18 protein-coding genes are annotated in these 18983 nt (G+C 70.8%); 10 read left to right on the top strand and 8 right to left on the bottom strand.

All coding sequences use genetic code 11. The features are described from left to right. Positions 1–5 precede the first annotated feature (5 nt). The 4 genes from BCF44_RS24060 to BCF44_RS24075 all read left to right on the top strand — a co-directional run bounded on the left by BCF44_RS24060 (position 6) and on the right by BCF44_RS24075 (position 5902). Positions 6–1916, top strand: a complete 1911-nt coding sequence (locus BCF44_RS24060; protein ID WP_116176618.1) for an acetyl/propionyl/methylcrotonyl-CoA carboxylase subunit alpha — start codon at positions 6–8, stop codon at positions 1914–1916. Continuing rightward, a complete protein-coding gene (locus tag BCF44_RS24065; protein WP_116176619.1) occupies positions 1913–3070 on the top strand; it encodes an acyl-CoA dehydrogenase family protein in 1158 nt (385 codons plus the stop codon). Before BCF44_RS24060 ends, BCF44_RS24065 begins: the two co-directional genes overlap by 4 nt. 317 nt (positions 3071–3387) lie before the next feature. Beyond that, positions 3388–4044 carry an alpha/beta hydrolase gene (locus BCF44_RS24070; protein ID WP_116176620.1) on the top strand — a complete coding sequence of 219 codons (657 nt, stop codon included), beginning with the start codon at positions 3388–3390 and terminating at the stop codon, positions 4042–4044. A gap of 112 nt (positions 4045–4156) precedes the next feature. Continuing rightward, positions 4157–5902, top strand: coding sequence for a sigma-70 family RNA polymerase sigma factor (locus BCF44_RS24075; RefSeq protein WP_116176621.1), 1746 nt, complete (start codon positions 4157–4159; stop codon positions 5900–5902). Here BCF44_RS24075 and BCF44_RS24080 read toward each other — a convergent pair. Continuing rightward, on the bottom strand, positions 5891–6403 hold the full coding sequence (locus BCF44_RS24080) for an SMI1/KNR4 family protein (RefSeq protein ID WP_116176622.1): 513 nt from the start codon (positions 6401–6403) through the stop codon (positions 5891–5893). The genes BCF44_RS24075 and BCF44_RS24080 overlap by 12 nt on opposite strands. 77 nt (positions 6404–6480) lie before the next feature. Here BCF44_RS24080 and BCF44_RS24085 point away from each other — a divergent pair, with 77 nt between their 5' ends. Both BCF44_RS24085 and BCF44_RS24090 read left to right on the top strand, forming a co-directional pair. Beyond that, positions 6481–7704, top strand: coding sequence for a styrene monooxygenase/indole monooxygenase family protein (locus BCF44_RS24085; RefSeq protein ID WP_116176623.1), 1224 nt, complete (start codon positions 6481–6483; stop codon positions 7702–7704). A gap of 148 nt (positions 7705–7852) precedes the next feature. Next, positions 7853–8497, top strand: a complete 645-nt coding sequence (locus tag BCF44_RS24090; RefSeq protein ID WP_116176624.1) for a hypothetical protein — start codon at positions 7853–7855, stop codon at positions 8495–8497. Between the two features lies 1 nt (position 8498). Here BCF44_RS24090 and BCF44_RS24095 read toward each other — a convergent pair whose 3' ends face one another. Continuing rightward, positions 8499–9170 carry a hypothetical protein gene (locus BCF44_RS24095; protein WP_116176625.1) on the bottom strand — a complete coding sequence of 224 codons (672 nt, stop codon included), beginning with the start codon at positions 9168–9170 and terminating at the stop codon, positions 8499–8501. A gap of 210 nt (positions 9171–9380) precedes the next feature. Here BCF44_RS24095 and BCF44_RS24100 point away from each other — a divergent pair, with 210 nt between their 5' ends. Both BCF44_RS24100 and BCF44_RS24105 read left to right on the top strand, forming a co-directional pair. Next, positions 9381–9851 (top strand): hypothetical protein, encoded by a 471-nt coding sequence (locus BCF44_RS24100; RefSeq protein WP_147328615.1) that lies wholly within the window; start codon positions 9381–9383, stop codon positions 9849–9851. 161 nt (positions 9852–10012) lie between these two features. Then, a complete protein-coding gene (locus BCF44_RS24105) occupies positions 10013–11038 on the top strand; it encodes a lanthionine synthetase LanC family protein (RefSeq protein ID WP_170217713.1) in 1026 nt (341 codons plus the stop codon). A gap of 7 nt (positions 11039–11045) precedes the next feature. On the opposite strand, the gene BCF44_RS24110 is transcribed toward BCF44_RS24105, so the two are convergent. Genes BCF44_RS24110 through BCF44_RS24125 form a run of 4 tightly spaced genes read right to left on the bottom strand, consistent with a single transcriptional unit; the run spans position 11046 to position 15000 of the window. After that, a complete protein-coding gene (locus BCF44_RS24110) occupies positions 11046–12194 on the bottom strand; it encodes an acyl-CoA dehydrogenase family protein (RefSeq protein ID WP_116176628.1) in 1149 nt (382 codons plus the stop codon). Further along, positions 12184–13065: a 3-hydroxyacyl-CoA dehydrogenase NAD-binding domain-containing protein gene (locus BCF44_RS24115; protein ID WP_116176629.1), complete on the bottom strand. Its 882-nt coding sequence runs from the start codon at positions 13063–13065 to the stop codon at positions 12184–12186. Before BCF44_RS24115 ends, BCF44_RS24110 begins: the two co-directional genes overlap by 11 nt. A gap of 1 nt (position 13066) precedes the next feature. Next, on the bottom strand, positions 13067–13807 hold the full coding sequence (locus tag BCF44_RS24120; RefSeq protein ID WP_116176883.1) for an acetoacetate decarboxylase: 741 nt from the start codon (positions 13805–13807) through the stop codon (positions 13067–13069). A gap of 2 nt (positions 13808–13809) precedes the next feature. Next, the gene (locus BCF44_RS24125) at positions 13810–15000 is read right to left on the bottom strand and encodes a CaiB/BaiF CoA transferase family protein (RefSeq protein ID WP_116176630.1); all 1191 of its coding nucleotides are present in this window, start codon (positions 14998–15000) and stop codon (positions 13810–13812) included. Between the two features lie 120 nt (positions 15001–15120). Here BCF44_RS24125 and BCF44_RS24130 point away from each other — a divergent pair, with 120 nt between their 5' ends. Beyond that, positions 15121–15858, top strand: a complete 738-nt coding sequence (locus BCF44_RS24130; protein ID WP_147328616.1) for an IclR family transcriptional regulator — start codon at positions 15121–15123, stop codon at positions 15856–15858. Here the strand turns inward: BCF44_RS24130 and BCF44_RS24135 are convergent. Then, positions 15834–16916 (bottom strand): alpha/beta fold hydrolase, encoded by a 1083-nt coding sequence (locus BCF44_RS24135; protein WP_116176632.1) that lies wholly within the window; start codon positions 16914–16916, stop codon positions 15834–15836. The two genes, BCF44_RS24130 and BCF44_RS24135, sit on opposite strands and share 25 nt — an antisense overlap. Positions 16917–16952: 36 nt before the next feature. On the opposite strand from BCF44_RS24135, the gene BCF44_RS24140 reads away from it, so the two are divergent. Beyond that, positions 16953–17456, top strand: coding sequence for a helix-turn-helix domain-containing protein (locus tag BCF44_RS24140; RefSeq protein WP_116176633.1), 504 nt, complete (start codon positions 16953–16955; stop codon positions 17454–17456). 74 nt (positions 17457–17530) lie between these two features. Here the strand turns inward: BCF44_RS24140 and BCF44_RS24145 are convergent, their stop codons facing one another. Then, positions 17531–18754 carry a glycoside hydrolase family 18 protein gene (locus tag BCF44_RS24145; RefSeq protein ID WP_116176634.1) on the bottom strand — a complete coding sequence of 408 codons (1224 nt, stop codon included), beginning with the start codon at positions 18752–18754 and terminating at the stop codon, positions 17531–17533. Positions 18755–18983 lie beyond the last annotated feature (229 nt).

Raw genomic sequence — 18983 nt, forward strand, 5'->3', positions numbered from 1 at the left:
GGGCCATGATCACTCGACTGCTGGTGGCCAACCGGGGCGAGATCGCCCGCCGGGTCTTCCGGTCCTGCCGGCTGGCCGGCATCTCGCCGGTCGCCGTGTTCTCCGACCCGGACGCCGACGCCCCGTTCGTCGCCGAGGCCGACCACGCCGTGCGGCTGCCAGGCGCGGCGCCGTCCGAGACGTACCTGCGCGTCGACGCGCTGATCGCCGCCGCGAAGGCGACCGGCGCGGACGCGGTGCACCCCGGTTACGGCTTCCTGTCGGAGAACGCCGGCTTCGCGCGGGCGGTGCTGGCCGCCGGTTTGACCTGGGTCGGTCCGTCGCCGGAGTCCATCGAGGCGATGGGGTCCAAGGTGGCGGCGAAGAAGCGCGTCGCCGCCGACGGCGTGCCGGTGCTGGCCGAACTCGACCCGGAGACGGTGACCGAGGACGACCTGCCGGTGCTGATCAAGGCATCGGCCGGCGGCGGCGGCCGCGGCATGCGGATCGTGCGCGAATTGTCCACGTTGCGTGAGGAAGTCACTGCGGCCCGTCGCGAGGCCGAGTCCGCGTTCGGCGACGGCACGGTGTTCTGCGAGCCGCTGCTGGAGGGCGCGCGGCACGTCGAGGTGCAGATTCTCGCCGACTCGCACGGCACGGTGTGGGCGTTGGGGGAGCGGGAATGCTCCATTCAGCGGCGGCACCAGAAGATCGTCGAGGAGACGCCGAGCCCCGCCGTCACACCGGAGATCCGGGCGCGGCTGTTCGACGCGGCGGTCGCCGCCGCGCGGTCGATCAGCTACGTCGGCGCGGGCACCGTGGAGTTCCTGCTGTCCGCCAAGGGGAGCATCCACTTCCTGGAGGTCAACACCCGGCTCCAGGTGGAACACCCGGTGACCGAGTGCGTGTACGGTATCGACCTGGTTCGCTGGCAACTGGCCATCGCTGAGGGTGCCCAGTTGCCGGCGGACCGCCCATCGCCCACCGGCCATGCCATCGAGGTCCGCCTCTACGCCGAGGACCCGGCGCACGACTGGCGGCCGCAGAGCGGCACCCTGCACCGGTTCGCACTGTCCGATGTGGACGCCGAGTTCGCCGTGCCGCGGGAGTTCGGGCTGCGGCTGGACAGCGGCGTCGAGGACGGGTCGGTCGTCGGCGTGCACTACGACCCGATGCTGGCCAAGGTCATCGCCTGGGGTCCGGACCGGGCCGCCGCCGCGCGGCGACTGTCCGCCGCGCTGGACTCAGCCAAGATCCACGGCGTGCTGACCAACCGTGACCTGTTGGTGAACGTGTTGCGCAGCAGGGAGTTCCTCGCTGGCGACACCGACACCGGCTTCCTGGACCGGGTCGGCCTGGACGTGTTGTCGACGCCGCTGGTGTCCGATGTGGACCGCCACGCGCTGGCGGCGGCCGTCGCGCTGGCTCACGGCAGGAGTGGCAGGTTCCCCCTGGGATGGCGGAACATCCCGTCCCAGCCGCAGAAGACCGCCTTCGAGCAGGCCGAGGTGACGTATCGCTTCGACCGCGACGGAAAGCTCGTCGAGCCCGAGGGCGTCGAGCTGGTCAAGGCCAGCGAAAACGAGGTCGTGCTGGACGTCGGCGGTATAAGGCAGCGCTACGAGGTTACCCGCTACGGCGACACCGTGTACGTCGGTCCGCTGGCGTTGACGCTGGTCCCGCGCTTCCCCGACCCCACCGACAAGATCGCCGACGGCGCGACGGTCGCCCCGATGCCGGGCACCGTGGTGCGGGTGTCCGTGACCCCGGGCGACGCGGTCGAGGCCGGCGCGGAGCTGCTCGTGCTGGAGGCGATGAAGATGGAGCACCGGGTGGTGGCCGCCGCCGGCGGCACCGTCGCCGAGGTGCTCGTGCAGGCAGGTCAGCAGGTCGAGGCGGGCGCCGTGCTCGCGGTCGTGGAGGGTGAGCAGGCATGAGTTTCGTGGAGAGCGAGGAGCGGCAGGCGCTGCGCAAGGCCGCGTTCGACTTCGGGTCGAAGTACGGCTGGGAGTACTTCACCGCCAAGGCGCGGGCCGGCGAGAAGACCACCGAGCTGTGGTCCGAGGCCGGCAAGCTCGGCTACCTCGGCGTCGCCGTGCCGGAGGAGTTCGGCGGCGGTGGCGGCGGCATCGGCGACCTCGCGGCCGTCTGCGAGGAACTGGCCGCGGCCGGCAGCCCGCTGCTGATGATGGTCGTGTCGCCGGCCATCTGCGCCACGATCATCGCCCGCTTCGGCACCGACGAGCAGAAGCGGCGCTGGCTGCCCGGTTTCGCCGACGGCACCACCAAGATGGCGTTCGCGATCACCGAGCCCGACGCCGGCTCCAACTCGCACAAGCTGGCCACCTCCATTCGCCGCGAGGGCGACGAGTGGGTCCTCAACGGCCGCAAAACCTACATCTCCGGCGTCGACGAGGCGGACGCCGTGCTGGTCGTCGCCCGGCACGTGGACTCCAAGGGCCAGCGGCTGCTGCCGTCGCTGATGATCGTGCCGACCGACGCCGCCGGCTTCGAGTTCCAGCCCATCGAGATGGACATCGTGTCCCCGGAGAAGCAGTTCACGCTGTTCTTCGACGAGGTCCACCTGCCGGCCGACGCCCTGGTCGGCGCGCCCGACGCCGGCATCGGGCAGCTGTTCGCCGGCCTCAACCCCGAGCGCATCATGGCCGCCTCGTTCTCCACCGGCGTCGCCCGCAACGCGCTGCGCCGGGCCACCGAGTACGTCAAGACGCGCAAGGTGTGGGACGCCCCTATCGGCGCCCACCAGGGCCTCTCCCACCCGCTGGCGCAGTGCGCGATCCAGGTGGAGCTGGCCCGGCTGATGACGCAGAAGGCGGCCGCGCTGTACGACAGCGGCGACGACAAGGGCGCCGGCGAGGCCGCCAACATGGCCAAGTACGCCGCCGCCGAGGCCGCCACCACGACCGTCGACCAGGCGATCCAGTCGCACGGCGGCAACGGCCTCGCCACCGAGTACGGCCTCGGGGCGCTGCTCGGCGCGAGCCGGCTGGGGCGCATCGCCCCGGTGAGCCGGGAGATGATCCTGAACTACGTGGCGCAGCACACCTTGGGCCTCCCCAAGTCGTATTGATGGCGCCGCCTCCGGCGTCGCGGCTCGGCGTATTAGTGGCGCCGCCTTCGGCGTCGCGGCTCGGCCCCTCGGACCCGCTGCCTTCGCTTGCTGGATTTCGATCGCCCGCGTCGGGTTTCGACGTGGTGCGTCGGGTGGCGGGCGATCGAAATCCAGCAACCGCTCCAGGCAGCGGCGGGGCCGAGCGACTCGTGCGAACCGGCAGCGTAGCCGCGCGGGCAGGAAAGCATCCCCTGCCTAATCGTCCACCTCGGGAATCCATCCCGCGCCGCCGCGGTTACGTACGACAAGGGTCGTACAAGGCGGGAGGGTGGGTCATGGGCACGACGGCGCAGCTGGGTACGGGGTGGCGGCTCGGCGAACTGGCCGCACGGCCGGGGACAGCCACCCGCGAGCGGCTGGCGGCGGGCACGCACGAGTTCGGTGACGGACTCGCGCACGTGCCCGCCGACCTGCCGGACGGGCCGGTGCCGCTGGTGGTGCTGCTGCACGGCGCGGGCTCGACGCCGGAGCGGGCGCTCAAGGTCATGCGGGACCGGAACGCGCTGGTCTACGCGCCGAAGTCGCTGGCCCGCAGCTGGGACGCGATCCACGGCAACTTCGGGCCGGACGTGGAGTCGCTGGACCGGACGCTGGCCGACCTGTTCGAGCACTTCGAGATCAAGACGGCCGCGATCGCGGGCTTCTCCGACGGCGGCTCGTACGCGCTGTCGCTCGGCCTGGTCAACGGCACGCTGTTCGAGGACGTCATCGCCTTCTCACCGGGATTCGTGGCGCCGGGCGCCCGCGCCGGCCGGCCGAACGTGTTCGTCTCGCACGGCCGGGACGACGGAGTGCTGCCGATCGAGGCCACCAGCCGCCGGATCGTGCCGGCGCTGCGGATCGTCGGCTACCGCGTCGACTACCGTGAGTTCTCCGGCGGCCACGAGGTGCCCGCCAGCGTCGCCGACGCCGCCTTCCGGCACATTCTCTGAGCTCGAAAAACGGTTATCCGCTGGTCATGCGGCCAGTGGAGTTGAACACATGGATCACCTCCCGGCGTAGTGCGAGCATGCGGTCTGATTCCGTCTCGCGGCCGGGAGTGCGATGAGCGACGAATGGGACCTGGTCATCGCCGCGCGCAAGGGGCGCGCGGATGCCCTCGACGAGCTGGTGGCGACCTATCTGCCGCTGGTCTACAACATCGTCGGCCGGGCCATGGTCGGCCACCCGGACGTGGACGACGTCGTGCAGGACACGATGCTGGCGGTCCTGGACGGCCTGCCGGAGCTGCGCGACCCGGCGAACTTCCGGTCCTGGCTGGTGGTCACGGCCCTGCGCGAGGTCCGCAAGCGGCACGGCAGCGGCGAGGGTTTCCCGCCGGTGGACGACATCGCCGACCCGGGCGCGGACTTCGCCGACCTGACGATCGACCGGCTGCACCTGGTCGACCAGCGCAAGGATCTCGCGGATGCGACGCGCTGGCTGGAGGAGGACGAGCGCGAGCTGCTGTCGCTGTGGTGGCTGGAGGCGGCGGGCCGGCTGACCCGGGCGGAGGTCGCCGCCGGCCTGGGGCTGACGCCGCAGCACACGGCCGTCCGCGTGCAGCGGATGAAGGCCAAGCTGGACGCCGCCCGCCTGGTGGTTCGGGCGCTGCGGCAGCGGTGCCCGGATCTGGCGCAGCTGGCCGGCGACTGGGACCGCCGGCCGAGTCCGTTGTGGCGCAAGCGAATGGTCCGGCACATACGCGACTGCCGGTTCTGCCTACGTGACGACCTGATGCCGGCCGAGCGCCTGCTGCTCGGCATTCCGCTGGTCCCGATCCCGCCGAGCTTCGGCACGCTGCCGCCGGCCGCGCCGGCGATGCTGCGGAAAAGGTGGTGGCAGCACGCCGCGACGAAGCCGTTGGTGGCGGCTGCCGCGGTGGCGGCGGTCGTGGCGGCGGTCCTGATCCCCAAGCACGCCGAGCCGGAACCGGTCGCCGTGGCCGCGCCGATCACCACCGTCACGTCAACGGTGACGTCCAAGACGACCACCACCGTCGCGCCGACAACCACGACCACGACTTCCGCCAAGCCGGCGGAGACGACCAAAGCGGTGCCGCAGCAGCAGAAGCCGGCGCAGACGTCCGGCCGCAAGGGCGTCAGCACCTGGGCTTTCGACGGCGCCACCGCGTCATTGAAGGACGTCGGCGCGACCTGGTTCTACAACTGGGATTCCAACAACAACACCATTCCCGCCCCGGCCGGCGTCGAGTACGTGCCGATGATCTGGGGCGCGAAGTCCGTCACCGCGACCACATTGGCGCAGGTCAAGGGCCAGGGCAGCGTGCTGCTGGGCTTCAACGAGCCGGACATGGCCCAGCAGTCGAACATGACGCCGGCGCAGGCGTTGGACCTCTGGCCGCAGCTCCAGGCGACGGGGATGCGCCTGGGCAGCCCGGCCGTCGCCTACGGCGGCGACACCGCCGGCGGCTGGCTCGACCAGTTCATGACCGGCGCGACCGGTCGCGGCTACCGGGTCGACTTCATCACGCTGCACTGGTACGGCAACGACTTCAGCGCCGCCGCCGTCGGCCAGCTGCGCAGCTACATCCAGGCCGTCTACAACCGGTACCACAAACCCGTCTGGCTCACCGAGTTCGCGTTGATCAACTTCGGCGGCGCGCCGAAGTTCCCGACCCAGGCCCAGCAGTCGGCCTTCGTCACGAACGCGGCGGCCATGCTGGACTCGCTGCCGTACCTGGAGCGGTACGCCTGGTTCGCGCTGCCCTCGCAGGGGGACGACACCGGTCTCTACCAGGCCGGCGGCGTCCCCACTCAGATCGGCCAGGCCTACCGGTCAGCCCAGTGATTCGGCGATGAGCCGCTCGAAGTGCGGGAACCGCTCCCGCGCCAGCGCGATCACCTCGGCCGCCGACTTCCGCGCCTGCGGTGCGTGGCGCTCGGCGATGGCGGTCAGCTCCGCGTTGGGCCGCGACGGCCGGTCCGGCTCCGCGACCGCCTCGTACGGGCCGGAGCCGTCGGCGAGCAGCCAGAGGAAGTCGCCCAGGTCGCTGGCGATCACCCCGTGGTCGCCCTCGGAACCCATGAACACCACCGGCTGCGCGGTGAGCGGCTCGTCCTCGGCCGCCAGCCACAGGATCGCGTAGCCGCCGCTGCCGTCCTGCCCGAACACCCGGAAGTCGTTGGGATCCAGCAGGTCCGTGCCGGTCCAGAGGGGAATCCAGAACGCGTTCTCCTCGACCGGCATGAACTGCTGGTAGGGCTCGAAGTCGACGTCGTCGTCGCTGTCGTACGGGAACTCGACCCGGCTGACCTCGGCCAGCGCGGTCGGTAACGGCTCCTCGCTCATCAGGGCACCCTAAAGGGCGCTCCCGCCGCCCCGAATTCGGCCTAGGCTGGCCTGCACTGGGCGGATTGGGGAGAGTCTTGCGGCACATCGTGATCGTCGGGGCCGGGCAGGCCGGCCTGCTGCTGGCGCTGGGACTGCTGGGCGAGGGCTACCGGGTGACGGTGGTGTCGGAGCGGACCGCCGAGCAGATCCGGGACGGGCGGATCCTGTCCAGCCAATGCGTTTTCGAGCCGGCGCTGCGGCACGAGCGGGCGCTCGGGCTCAACCACTGGGAGGACGAGGTGCCGCCGGTGGTCGGCATCGGCTTCGGCGCCGGCCTGCCCGGCGACGCCGAGCCGTTCATCTCCTGGGTGTCGCCGTTGGACGATCCCGCGCAGTCCGTCGACCAGCGGCTCAAGATGTCCTTCTGGCTGACGGAATTCGTCGCGCGCGGCGGTGACCTGCGGATCGCCCGGGCCACGCCGGAGGACCTCGCCGGCTACGCCCGCACGGCCGACCTGGTGCTCGTCGCCGCCGGGCGCGGGCCGCAGTTCGACAGCACCTTCCCGCGTGACGACTCGCGCTCGCCGTACCGGGAGCCGCAGCGCGCGATCACCGCGCACTACGTGACCCAGCCGAACGACTTCTACCAGGGCGTCTCGTTCGGGCTGGCGCCGGAGATCGGCGAGTTCTTCGCGTTGCCGCTGCTCACCGCGACCGGGATCAAGCTGAGCATCTACTTCTCGGCGATCCCGGGCGGTCCGATGGACGTCTTCGACGGCGTCACCGACGCCGACCAGCACCTCAAGCTGTGCCAGGACCAGCTGCGCGCCTTCTTCCCGTGGCTGACCGGGCTGGCCGAGGACGCGGAGACCGACGGCCCGCAGGACTTCCTGGCCGGCCGGATCACGCCGATCGTCCGGCACGCCGTCGGCACGCTGCCGACCGGCGAGCGCGTGCTGGCCATGGGCGACACCGCGGTCACCAACGACCCGATCGGCGGGCAGGGCGCGAACAACGCCGTGCACTGCGCCCGCGCCTACCAGGAGGCGATTCTCGAGCACGGCGACCTCCCGTACGACGCGGAGTTCATGGCGGCGTGTTTCGAGCGGTACTGGGACTACGCCCGGCACTCCACCCGGTTCAACAACGACCTGCTCGCGCCGCCGCCTCCGCACGTGATGGAGACCCTGGAGGCGGCGCAGGAGAATCCGCGGGTCGCGCACCGGTTCGCGCAGTTGTTCAACGATCCCACCGACTACGAGCCCTGGCTCATCGATCCGGAGACGGCACGGGCATACCTCAGGGAGGTATCCTCTTGATCCGCGCGGACAGTTGGTTCGGATCTGGTTGCGCACGCAGGTGACAAGTCCTCGATTACCGGGATGAACTGACTCACAGCGCCCCCGCCGACCGGCCCGGAAGTGGCTACGGTCCAGGCAATTCCGGCGTTGCGAGAGAGGAATTCCCATGGGTCGTCACAGTCTGGTCCGGCCGTCGGCGCTGTCCGTCGCGGTCGGCGGCGGCGTGGTCGCGGCCGTCATGCTCCTGCCACTGGTCGGCACGGCGACGGCGAGCGCCGCCGAGCCGACCGACTTCACCGACGCCGGCATCACCGCCGGCGAGCAGCTGGGCTCCGGCATCGGCGGCTTCGCCGGCGGCACCGTCGGCGCGGTCGCGGACGGCATCTTCGGCGTGAAGGACGGCTCCGGGCAGAAGGCCGGCGAGCAGTTCGGCCAGCAGACCGGGTCCGTGCTGGGCTCCACCGCCGGCGGCGGCCTGGGCGGCGCGGTGGACGGCGGCATCGGTGGCGTCACCGGCACCGCGACCGGCACGGCCAAGCCCGGCAGCGACATCGGCAAGGCCGTCGGCGGCGCGGTCGGCGGGGCCGCGGGCGGTGCGATCGGCGGCGCCATCGGTGGCGCGATCGCCCCGCCGGCCGCCCCGATCGGCACGGCCATCGGCACCGCGGTCGGCACGGCCGGCGGGCAGCTCGCCGGCGCGGCCGTCGGTGGCGCGGCGGGCGGCGCCTTCGACGGCGCCGTCAAGGGTTACGAGGACGCGACCGGCCAGCTGCCGCCGTTCCTGCCCGGCCAGCTGACGCCGTTGACCTGAGTCAGGCCGGCAGGCCGAGCGTGGGCGGCTCGTCGCCCCGGCGGATCTCGTCCCGCAGGAAGCCGGAGAACCGGCCCGTTCCCTGCGTCGAGAAGGACGTGCTGCTGAGCACGCCCGCCGCCGGGGCGACGTAGTCGGCGAGGTAGTCGTGATCGGAGACCAGCGGCACGCGGTTGTCCAGCGACAGCACGGTGGTCGTCGTGTCCAGCAGCTGCGCGTAGGTCACCCGGCGCAACCCGCCGCGCACCCGGAACCGGCCGTTGTCCGAGGCGAGAGCCCGGGTCGGCACCTCCAGCAGCGCCGCTGCGTTCCGTTGCAGCCCCCAGTACGCCGACCCGGCCGCCCGGCGCAGCGCGATCCCGCACGGCAGGCCGACGTTGTGCAGCGCCTGGCCCGAGCTGAACCGTACCGTCGCCTCGTCCAGGCGCAGCTCCTCGGCGATCATCCGGCTGGCCGCCGCCTGCGCCACCACGTCGAAGGCGATGTCCCTGCTGTACAAGAGAATCTCACCCGGACGAAGGATCAGCCAGGCGTCCGGCGCCGGTTGTGGGGCGGCGTCGCGCTGGAAGGTGAAACCGACCGCGAGGGAGCCCGTGTGCTTGGCCCGGCCGAGTCTGGGCCGGCGGCCGTTCGGGGCCAGCGCGGCGCGGCAGGCATTGGTGCTGGATTCCATGGTGGGGCCTCGCAGAATGAACACACCGATCGTTTCGCCGCCGAAACTACCCGCCGCACGCTGGCCGTTCGCCAGTTCTGACCCTAGGGTCGACGTTTCCTGCCCCATTGGCGATTCACGTATCCGGCGGGAATTTCCGGCCTCCTGTCTCGGTTGAGCACCACTTGCCCGCTGTTCGGTCGGATCGTGGCCTGTTCTACGCTGGAGGTCGTGGTCAACCTGCGTGTGCTGCTCGTGCCCGTCGTGCTCCTCGCCGTCGCGGGGTGTTCCCACGAGGCCGGCCCGAGCGGGCCGCCGGTCGCGAAGTTCGGGCCCCGCGTCCAGGACCTCACCGTGAAGGTCTCCGCGTTGCAGGCCGACCAGTGCCAGACCGTGAGCCCGGCGACGGTGTATCCGGAATGCGAGCGGTACACCACCGAGGTCGCCAACTTCGGCAACAGCGTCACCTCGGAGACCGCCGGCGCCAAGCAGACCGACGCCATCAAGGCCACCGTGGACAAGATGCAGGCCGCCGTCGCCGACTACGAGAAGCGGCAGTGCGGAGTCGGCACCCAGAATCCCGGCGTGAACAACGCTAACCCGGCCACCAACGGCCCCAACGCGGGCCCGTGCGCCGCGGCGCTCACCACCATCCGCGAGCAGGTCGACGCGGTCGGCAAACTGCTCAGCCAGATCAGTTGACCCGATGAAACAAGAATGATTTTCACGGTTCTGCCGGCGGGTGTTCGATGGGGCAGCCGTCCCGGGACAATGGGCTCCGGACCTTCGGCCGGACGATCACCGGATGCAATTGTGGACGGGTCGTGGGCTTTTCGCGTGCCGGGGAGGGGGGAGCGCCGGTGATGTCGACCGGGTCGGTGGCTGCGGGCGCGGTGCACCCGGAGGGCGTGCCCGGCGACCGGCTGCTCGACGACGGCATCGGCCAGCTGCTGCACCGGATGAATCCCCGCCGCCACAGCGCCTCGGCGCTGGGCGCGCTGGTGGCGGCGCTGCCCCGTGACGGCCGGCTGCCGGCGGCGGTGCGCACGGCGGCCAAGCACACGGCGAAGCGGTGCGAACGCGAGTCCATGGTGCTGCCGGGGCTCCACTTCGGTCAGTCGGGGGCGGTGTGGGCGCTGCTGGACGCGGCCCACGCGCTCGCGGACCCCAAGCTGATGGTGCGGGCGGCCAAGCTGGCCGGCGAGATTCCGGTGCTGAGCACGAACCCGGACGTCTGCGACGGCTCGGCCGGCGCCGGCCTGACGCTGCTGCACGCCTGGCGCGTCACCGGCGCCGACGAGTTCCTCGCGAAGGCCGCGGAATGCGCCCGCCACCAGGAGATCGACCGCGGCAAGTACGGCTTCGGCCACGGCATCGCCGGCATCGCGGCGTTCCTGCTGGACCACGCGCTGGTGACCGACGACCGGCACGCGCACCTCAAGGCGATGCGCGTCGCGGACGAGCTGTGCGACGCGGCGATGTGGGACCGGACGGCGGCGCGCTGGCCGGCGGGGCCGGGGGAGAGCATCCCGCTCGGCGGCTGGTGCGGCGACGCGGCCGGCGTCGGCAGCTTCCTGGTCCGGGCCTGGCTGGCCACCGGCGACGAGCGCTACCGCAAGGTCGCGGACGCCGCGGCGGCGGCGGTGCGGGCCGATCAGTGGACGATGGCCACCGCCTCCTGCCACGGCGTGGTGGAGAACGTGGAGTTTCTTCTCGACATGGCCGAAGCCACCGGCGACGACCGGCACCGCGAGTGGGCACTCAAGACGGTGAGCCGGCTGGCCTGGCCGGACGACACGGGCCTGCCGGTGCTGGTGGCCGCGCTGGTGCGACTGGTGCTGCCGGGCCGCGAGCGGCTGTGGATGCCGCCGCTGCGCCCGGCAGCGTGAACGTCCGTTACACGAAGGCGCTCAGCCCGGTGATCGCCCGCCCGGTCACCAGCGAGTTGATCTCCCGCGTGCCCTCGTAGGAGTAGACGGCCTCGGCGTCGGCCACGAACCGGCCGACGTTGTAGTCGAGCACGATCCCGTTGCCGCCGAGGATCTCCCGCGCCCAGCCGACGGCCTCGCGCATCCGAGAGGTGCAGAAGGCCTTGGCCAGCGACGAGTGCTCGTCCCGGTACACGCCCTCGTCCTGGAGCTGGGCCAGTCGCACGACCATGCCCAGCGAGGCGGTGACGTTGCCGAGCATCTTCACCAGCAGGTCCTGCACGAGCTGGAAGCCGGCGATCGGCTTGCCGAACTGCACCCGCTCCTTGGCGTACGCCAGCGCGAGGTCGTAGGCGCCCATCATCACGCCGACGGACTGCCAGGCCACGCCGCCGCGGGTCTGCCGCAGAATGTCCGCGGTGTCACGGAATCCGTGTGCCTTCTGGAGCCGATTCGCCTCCGGCACACGGCAGTCGGTGAGGGTGATGTCGGCGTTCTGCACGGTGCGCAGCGCCATCTTGTGCTCGATCTTGGTCGCGACGAAACCAGGGGTTCCCTTCTCCACCACGAAACCCTTGACCTTGTTGTCGGCCTCGTCCCGCGCCCACACCACCACCAGGTCGGCGAACGTGGCGTTGCCGATCCAGCGCTTGGCGCCGTTGAGGACCCAGGTGTCGCCGTCACGCCGGGCCGTGGTCTGGAGGCCGCCGGCGACGTCGGAGCCGCCGTTCGGCTCGGTCAGCGCGAACGCGCCGATCTTCTCCATCCGCGCCATCGCCGGCAGCCAGCGCTCCTTCTGCTCGTCGGAGCCGCAGCGGTTGACGCTGCCCATGGCGAGTCCACTGTGGACGCCGAAGAACGTCGCGATGGACGGGTCGACGCGGTTCATCTCCATGGCCAGGAAGCCGGTCAGCAGGCTGCGCGCGCCGCGGTAGGCCAGGCCGGCGATGTCCAGCTCGGCGAAGCCCTTCACGATCTGGTGCGGGAACTCGGCGTTGGCCCAGGACTCGTTGGCGATCGGCGCGACCTCGGCGCGGAGGAACTCCCGCGTCCTCTCGACGATCGCCTTCTCCTCGTCGGTGAGGAGGTTCTGGAAGTCGTAGAAGTCACCGGACATCGTCGTCACGCTCCTTGGAACTGATGATCTCGAGCTGCTGGCGGTCCCGCCGCGCGGCTCGTTCTTCGTTGGATGCCAACGGATAGACGGCCTCGGCCTGGTCGGCCAGCCGTTCCTGCACCTCCGCCGGGACGTAAGGCATGAGGTGGGACATCATGTGCCGCAGCCCGCCGGGGCCGCCGCCGAGGTGGAAGGCCAGGAACGGCCCCACCGTCGCCCACCGCACGCCGACCGAGTTGGTGACGATGTCGTCCAGCTCGGTCATGGACACCACGCCCTGCTCGACGAGGTTCACACACTCCTCGAACAGCACGCGCTGCAAGCGGTTCGCGACGTGGCCGCGGACCTCCTTGTGGACCACCACCGGAACCTTGCCCAGCGACAGGTAGAACTCCTTGGCCCGAGCCACTTCCCGCTCCGACGCGCCGACGAGTTCCACCAGCGGGATCAGGTGCGGCGGGTTGAACGGGTGCCCCACCACGAGCCGCCCCGGATCGGCCATCCTGGCCGACATCGACGACGGCGTGAGGCCGGAGGTGGAGGACAGGATCAGCGCCTCGGCCGGCGCGGCCTTCTCGATGGCGGCGAACAGCTCCTGCTTGAACTCCAGGCGTTCCGGGCCGTTCTCCTGCACCGCATGCACACCGCCGACGGCCTCCTCGACCGAGCCGGCGATCTCCAGGCGGGACAGGAGTTCCTCGGCCTCGCCGGCGAAACCCGGCACGGTCGGGACGAACTCGTGCACGGCGTCGCGTACGGCTTCAGCCAGGTCCGGACGGGGATCCGTGACGCGGACGGTGTGTCCCTTGGCCAGCATCAGGGTCGTCCAGGACAGGCCGATGGTGCCGGCGCCGACAACTGCGATCTTCATGTCAGCGCTCCCTGAGGTAGTCGAACACCGGCGTGATGCCGGAAAGCGTGAGGTCGGTGACGATGTGGCTGGCGGAGATCACTTCCAGCACCGGCAGGTCGGCCAGCGGGGCCAGCACGTGCTGGAACAGCTGCAACCGGGCCGGTCCGGTCCAGGCCGCCTTGACCGTGATGTCGGTGATCTGGGTGCGGACCAGCTCGCAGACCCGCGGCTCGCGCTCGTAGCCGGGCACGATCTTCACCATGTACGTGGGCAGCGTGAGCTCGGCGCGGGCCTCGTCCAGATCCATGGCGTAGTGCTTGTACCCCATGGTTCCCGTGGCAACCCGCTGCGTGCCGACGTCCAGAGTCCCTACCAGCGCGCCGGCCTCGGCGAACAGCCGGGGCGAGCCGGCCGTCTTCGGGTACGCGCTGATCTCCCGGCCGGCCACCGTCGCGGCCGTGTTGTCCAGGTACATCGCGTGCAGGTACTCGCCGCGCTCCTCACCGAACCGGACCGGGATCACCTGGCCGGACTCGGTGTACGGGCCGAAGCTGGTGCTGTCGCCCATCTTCATCACCTCGAACCGCACCAGCGGTTCGTCGAACTCGAGCGGCTCGGGCACGACCGCCCGCAGCGCCTCGGGATCCGTGCGGTACACGATGTTCAGGTACTCGCGGTCGGTGAACCGGGACCGGACCGGCGCCCAGGCCGGGGCGGTCAGCGGGGTCGCGAGCCGGCGGGCCACTTCCGATGCCTTCACCACTACCTCCTCACCGTGACGCCGGCGTCGGCCAGCTCACGAAGCTCATCCGCGGAGTACCCGAGCTCGCCGAGCACCTCGTCGTTGTCCTGCCCCAGTCGCGGCGCGTGCCTCCGCACACTCGCAGGCGTGGCCGAGAACTGCACGGGGGAACCGATCACCCGATAGGTGCCTTCGGTGGGGTGCTCGGCGCACTCCAGCAGGCCGACCTCGGTGACGTACGGGTCCTCGGTGACGTCGTCGAGGTCGAGCACCGGGGCGAAGGGGATGCTCAGCCGGGCGCAGGCGGCCGCCCACTCGTCCGTTGTCCGCTGCGCGGCGAACTTCTCGATCAGGTCGTAGAACGCCTCGAAGTTGGCCGCGAGGCTGGCCGAGTCGGCGAACCGCGGGTCGTGCAGCGCCTCGGTGTGGCCGACCTCGGTGAAGAAGTCGTCGATGTTGCGGCGGCTGTAGGGCAGGATGCACGCCCAGCCGTCCTTCGTGCGCACGGCGCGGTGGCCGGGGGAGAGGCTGCGCGAGAAGCCCAGCAGGCCGGCGGCCGGCTCGAAGGTGCGGCCGGCGAGGTGCTCGACCAGGTTGAACGCGAGCATCGTGTCGGTCATCGGGACCTCGACGCGCTGGCCCTCGCCGGTGCGCTGCTTGTGCACCAGGGCCGCCAGCACGGCGTAGACGATCGTCAGGCCGCTGACCTTGTCGCCGAGGATCGTCGGCATGTACGTCGGTGTGCCGGTGGCGCGGCGCATCAGGTCGGCGGTGCCGGACGCGGCCTGCACGATCTCGTCGTAGGCGGCGCGGTCGGCCAGCGACGAGTCGCTGCGGAAGCCCTGCGCGTTGCAGTAGATGAGGCCCGGGTTGACCTCGGCCAGCTGCTCGTAGTCCAGGCCCAGCCGGTGCAGCGCGCCCGGTCGCATGTTGGTCACCAGCACGTCGGCGGTCTTGACCAGGTCGAGGAAGAGATCCTTGCCGCGCGGGTTCTTCAGGTCGATCGAGACCGCTCGCTTGTTGCGGTTGACGTTGAGGGCCAGCGAGCCCATGCCCTCGTTGCGGTACGGGGCGGCCAGCCGGCTCATGTCGCCGGCCGGCGGCTCCACCTTGATCACGTCGGCGCCCAGGTCGCCGAGGATCTGTGTGGCGTACGGACCCATGACCACCGTCGCGAGGTCGATCACCCTGATGCCGTCCAGAGCCCCCATGCTCTCCGCCTTCCCCAAAATCACTTGTCTCAGTTGTTTGCCTTACATGAACTACTTTGCTCCCGGGCTGCGAGTTACGCAATGTGATACCGTTCTATCCATATAGGTAAGGAGGTGCTCGTGGCGGAGCTTCGCCCGCACCACCGGGCGGTGGACCGGATCGCGGAGATCCTGGAGGCGGTGGTCACCGAGCGATCAGGGCTGACTTTGACGCAGCTGGCGCTACGACTGCACGCACCCGTGTCATCCGTGCAGAAGCTCGTCAACGGCCTCGTCGCCGTCGGCTACCTGGAGGAGGACGACAAGCGCTTCCGCCTCGGCGCCGCCCCGTACCTGCTGGCCATGCGCTCCGGCCAGCGGCTCGTCTCGACCGTCAACCACGCCGACCTGGTGGAGTTGGCCGATCGTACGGGGCTGAGCGCGGTGCTGGCCGTGCGTACCGGCGACACCTCCGTGTACGCCGACTGGGCCGGCACCGACGATCCCTTCAACTACCTGACCGTGCAGCAACTGCGGACCCCGTTGCCCGAGACGGCAGTAGGGCGGGTCCTGCTGGCGTTCATGCCCGACCGTGAGCGGCACGAGATCGTCGCCGCCCAGTTCCCCGACGACCGCGCCGGCGCGCTGGCCGTGCTCACCGAGCTCAGCCGCGTCCGCGAAGCCGGCTATACGCTCGGCGACAGCGGCCCGATGCTCCGCGGCATCGCCTCCGTCGCCGCTCCCGTGTGGGAACAGGGCCTTGTCGTCGGTGCCGTCGCCCTGGCCGGTCCGCACGACCTCGCGGCGGACCGGCTGCCCGAGTTCGTCGAACTGCTGCTGGAGTCGCTGCGAACCTACGCTCGGCGCAGGGTGAACTGAGCGATGTCGTCGATGACGGTCTCGTCGACGTGGGATCCGTTGGGGGAGAAGAACATGTGGTCGGCGTCGGGGTAGACCCGGATCTCGGCGCGCGGCACCCGCCGCCAGCCCGGCAGGTCGTCGTCGACGGTCACCTGGTAGTCGCGGCCGCCCTGGAGCACCAGCATCGGCCGGTCGGCCTCGATGGCGGTCGCCACCTGGTCGTATTCCCTGAGCTGCAACCAATACGTCGCCGGCAGGCCGAAGGGCAGTTCGCTCGCCGGGGTGTCGGCGGTGAGGTCGGGGTCGGCGGCCCGCGCGGCCAGCCGGGTCATCGCCTCGACCTCGACGCCGAGGTGGGTGGCCACCCGCAGCGCGGCCTCCGGCATCGGGGACGTGTCGGCGGCCAGCAGCACCAGGCCCGCCACGGCCGGCGCCCACTGGGCGACTTTCGGCGCGATCTTGCCGCCGGCGCTGTGACCGGCCACGTACACGCGATCCACGTGTTCGGCAAGGAGTTCCACGCCCGCGACCGCGGCCGGCAGGTACTCCTCGACCAGGGTCGGCGCGTCGGCGGGCTTGTCGAAACGGACCGACGCGATGCCCCGGCTGCCCAACCCCCAAGCGAGATCCTTGAGGATCTTCGTCGGGCCGGCGGTCCCGTCCCGGTCGAAAAGCCCGGCGCCGCTCAGCAGCACCACGCCCACGTCGCTTCCGTTGTACGGCAACGTCAACGTGCCGGCCTGGGTCCCGACCGCGACCTCCCGCTCGGCGAACAGCTCCGGCTTCGCGTACGACGGCGGCTGCCACCGCACCTCCGGCGACGCCAGGCGTAGCCCGTTCAGCCGGCCCTCGTCGTCGAAGGACATGCGCAGTTCGACGCTTCCGTTGAGCAGCACCGCGAACCGGTTCGGGCCGAGTTCCACCGGCTCGCCGACCGACCGCACCTCGCCGACCTCCGCGGTCCAGCCGAACCGCAGGGTGTCCGCCGACACCGCCGCCCGCAGCTCGGGCGCGAACAACTCGGTCAGCTCCTCGAATCGGCCCGCCGACGCCAGCTCCACTACCGTTCTCAACATATGCGAACGGTAGCATGATGTGAGAACATTGCAGCCATGTTGGAACTGCTGGCCCACCCGGTGCGGATGCGGATCGTGCACGCCCTGCGCGGGCGGGAGCTGACCACGGGGCAGCTGTGCGAGGTGCTGCCGGACGTCTCGAAGGCGATGGTGTACCGGCACGTCGATGCGCTCGCCGCCGGCGAGGTGCTGGAAGTGGCGGCCGAGCGGCGGGTGCGCGGCGCGGTGGAGCGGACCTACCGGCTGCGCAACGCGGTGATCAACACCGAGGACCTGAGCAAGGACGACTATCGCCGCGGCTTCGACCTCGCGCTCGCGACCCTGCTTGCCGAGTTCACGGCGTACCTCGACCGGGACGCCGCCGATCCGACGGCCGACCTCGTCGGCTTCCGACAGCACTCGGTCTGGCTGAGCCGTCCAGAGCTGGAGGAGTTCATCGCCGAGCTGCGCGAGGTGATCGTCCCGCGGCTGCGCCAGGAGCCGGCCGACGGCCGGACCCGCTACCTGCTCAGCCCGATCCTTTTTCCCACGGAAGAGTGAACCCCGAATGCAGGGAAGGACGCCTTACCCTCGCTGGACGAAGGTAAGGCGTCCTTCCCTGCATAGAGGTGGCGTCAGCCGAGGCCGCCACGCATGGCGGCGGCGAGCTCGCCGTTGCTGGTGTCGCCGTCGGCGGACCAGAAGAACGCGCCGCCCAGGCCCTGGGACTTGGCGTAGCTCATCTTGCCCTTGACGGTGGCCGGCGTGTCGTAGCTCCACCACTGGCTGCCGCACTTGGCGTACGCGGTGCCGGCGACCGTGCCGGTGGCCGGGCAGGACGTCTTGAGCAGCTTGTAGTCCTGGATGCCGGCCTCGTACTTGCCGGGCGCGGCGCCGGTGGCCTTGCCGCCGGGCGTGGCCTGCGTGACGCCGGTCCAGCCGCGGCCGTAGAAACCGATGCCCAGCAACATCTTCGACGACGCGACGCCCTTGCTCTTGAGCTTCTGGATGGCCGCGTCGGCGTAGAAGCCGGCGGTGGGGATGCCGGTGTAGGAGTTCAGCGGCGCGTTCGGGGCGGTCGGCCCGGTCGGGGCCCAGGCGCCGAAGTAGTCGTAGGTCATCACGTTGTACCAGTTGACGTACTGCGCGGCGCCGGCGTAGTCGGCGGCGTCGATCTTGCCGCCGCTGGTCCCGTCGGCGGTGATCGCCGCGGTGACCAGGGCCCCGGAGCCGAACTTGGACCGCACGGCGGACAGCACGTTCTTGAACGCCGCCGCGCCGCTGGTGTCGCAGCCCAGGCCGCAGGCGTTCGGGTACTCCCAGTCGATGTCGATGCCGTCGAACACGTCGGCCCACCGCGGGTCCTTGATCATGCTGTAGCAGGACGACGCGAAGGCGGCCGGGTTCTTGGCGGCCTGGGTGAAGCCGTCGGACAGCGTCCAGCCGCCGATGGAGAAGACCACCTTCAGGCCGGGGTGCTTGGCCTTCAGCTCACGCAGCTGGTTGAAGTTGCCGTACAGCGGCCCGGCGTCGGCCTTGCCGTTCACGCTGCTGCCGGCGTCGAACACCTTCTGGTAGTCGGCGTAGGCGTCGGTCAGCGCGCACTTGCCGCCGGCCGGGCTGCCGAACGCGTAGTTGATCACGTTCAGCTTGCCGGCGGTGGCGCTGGTCTCCAGGTTCTTCACCTGGTAGGCGCGGTCGTAGATGCCCCAGTTGGTGAAGTAGCCGACCATCGTGGTGCCGGCCGCCGGGGCAGCGGGGGCCGCCGTGGAGGCGGGGGTGCCCATCAGTGCGGTGGCGAGCAAGCCCGCGAGCGCCGCGGCGCCCGCCGCGACCCGCCGCCTGGTCAGAGTGGCCATGCTGTTGCTCCCTCGGGTGCAGGAACGGATCCGGCGTTCGGGCGGCGGCGGCAAACCCTGGGCTGGACCCGTGGAAAAGGGACAAAGCGTGTGCTGGCCATCACGGTAGGTGGTCTGGACCACTTGCGTCAACGGCACCGCCAGAAACGTGTTCGGCGAGGTTGGCTAACCTGTCGGGTGGCTGTATCGACCACCTGGCAAGTCCGTCCAATGAATCCGAGGAGAGCTG

The organism is Kutzneria buriramensis, assembly GCF_003387475.1.
GTDB classification, from domain to species: domain Bacteria; phylum Actinomycetota; class Actinomycetes; order Mycobacteriales; family Pseudonocardiaceae; genus Kutzneria; species Kutzneria buriramensis.

What these genes read in the sequence shown, in the direction of transcription:
- BCF44_RS24060 (WP_116176618.1), top strand. Translation starts at nt 6, where the DNA reads ATGATCACTCGACTGCTGGTGGCCAACCGGGGCGAGATCGCCCGCCGG.
- BCF44_RS24065 (WP_116176619.1), top strand. Translation starts at nt 1,913, where the DNA reads ATGAGTTTCGTGGAGAGCGAGGAGCGGCAGGCGCTGCGCAAGGCCGCG.
- BCF44_RS24070 (WP_116176620.1), top strand. Translation starts at nt 3,388, where the DNA reads ATGGGCACGACGGCGCAGCTGGGTACGGGGTGGCGGCTCGGCGAACTG.
- BCF44_RS24075 (WP_116176621.1), top strand. Translation starts at nt 4,157, where the DNA reads ATGAGCGACGAATGGGACCTGGTCATCGCCGCGCGCAAGGGGCGCGCG.
- BCF44_RS24080 (WP_116176622.1), bottom strand. Translation starts at nt 6,403, where the DNA reads ATGAGCGAGGAGCCGTTACCGACCGCGCTGGCCGAGGTCAGCCGGGTC.
- BCF44_RS24090 (WP_116176624.1), top strand. Translation starts at nt 7,853, where the DNA reads ATGGGTCGTCACAGTCTGGTCCGGCCGTCGGCGCTGTCCGTCGCGGTC.
- BCF44_RS24095 (WP_116176625.1), bottom strand. Translation starts at nt 9,170, where the DNA reads ATGGAATCCAGCACCAATGCCTGCCGCGCCGCGCTGGCCCCGAACGGC.
- BCF44_RS24105 (WP_170217713.1), top strand. Translation starts at nt 10,013, where the DNA reads ATGTCGACCGGGTCGGTGGCTGCGGGCGCGGTGCACCCGGAGGGCGTG.
- BCF44_RS24110 (WP_116176628.1), bottom strand. Translation starts at nt 12,194, where the DNA reads ATGTCCGGTGACTTCTACGACTTCCAGAACCTCCTCACCGACGAGGAG.
- BCF44_RS24115 (WP_116176629.1), bottom strand. Translation starts at nt 13,065, where the DNA reads ATGAAGATCGCAGTTGTCGGCGCCGGCACCATCGGCCTGTCCTGGACG.
- BCF44_RS24125 (WP_116176630.1), bottom strand. Translation starts at nt 15,000, where the DNA reads ATGGGGGCTCTGGACGGCATCAGGGTGATCGACCTCGCGACGGTGGTC.
- BCF44_RS24135 (WP_116176632.1), bottom strand. Translation starts at nt 16,916, where the DNA reads ATGTTGAGAACGGTAGTGGAGCTGGCGTCGGCGGGCCGATTCGAGGAG.
- BCF44_RS24140 (WP_116176633.1), top strand. Translation starts at nt 16,953, where the DNA reads ATGTTGGAACTGCTGGCCCACCCGGTGCGGATGCGGATCGTGCACGCC.
- BCF44_RS24145 (WP_116176634.1), bottom strand. Translation starts at nt 18,754, where the DNA reads ATGGCCACTCTGACCAGGCGGCGGGTCGCGGCGGGCGCCGCGGCGCTC.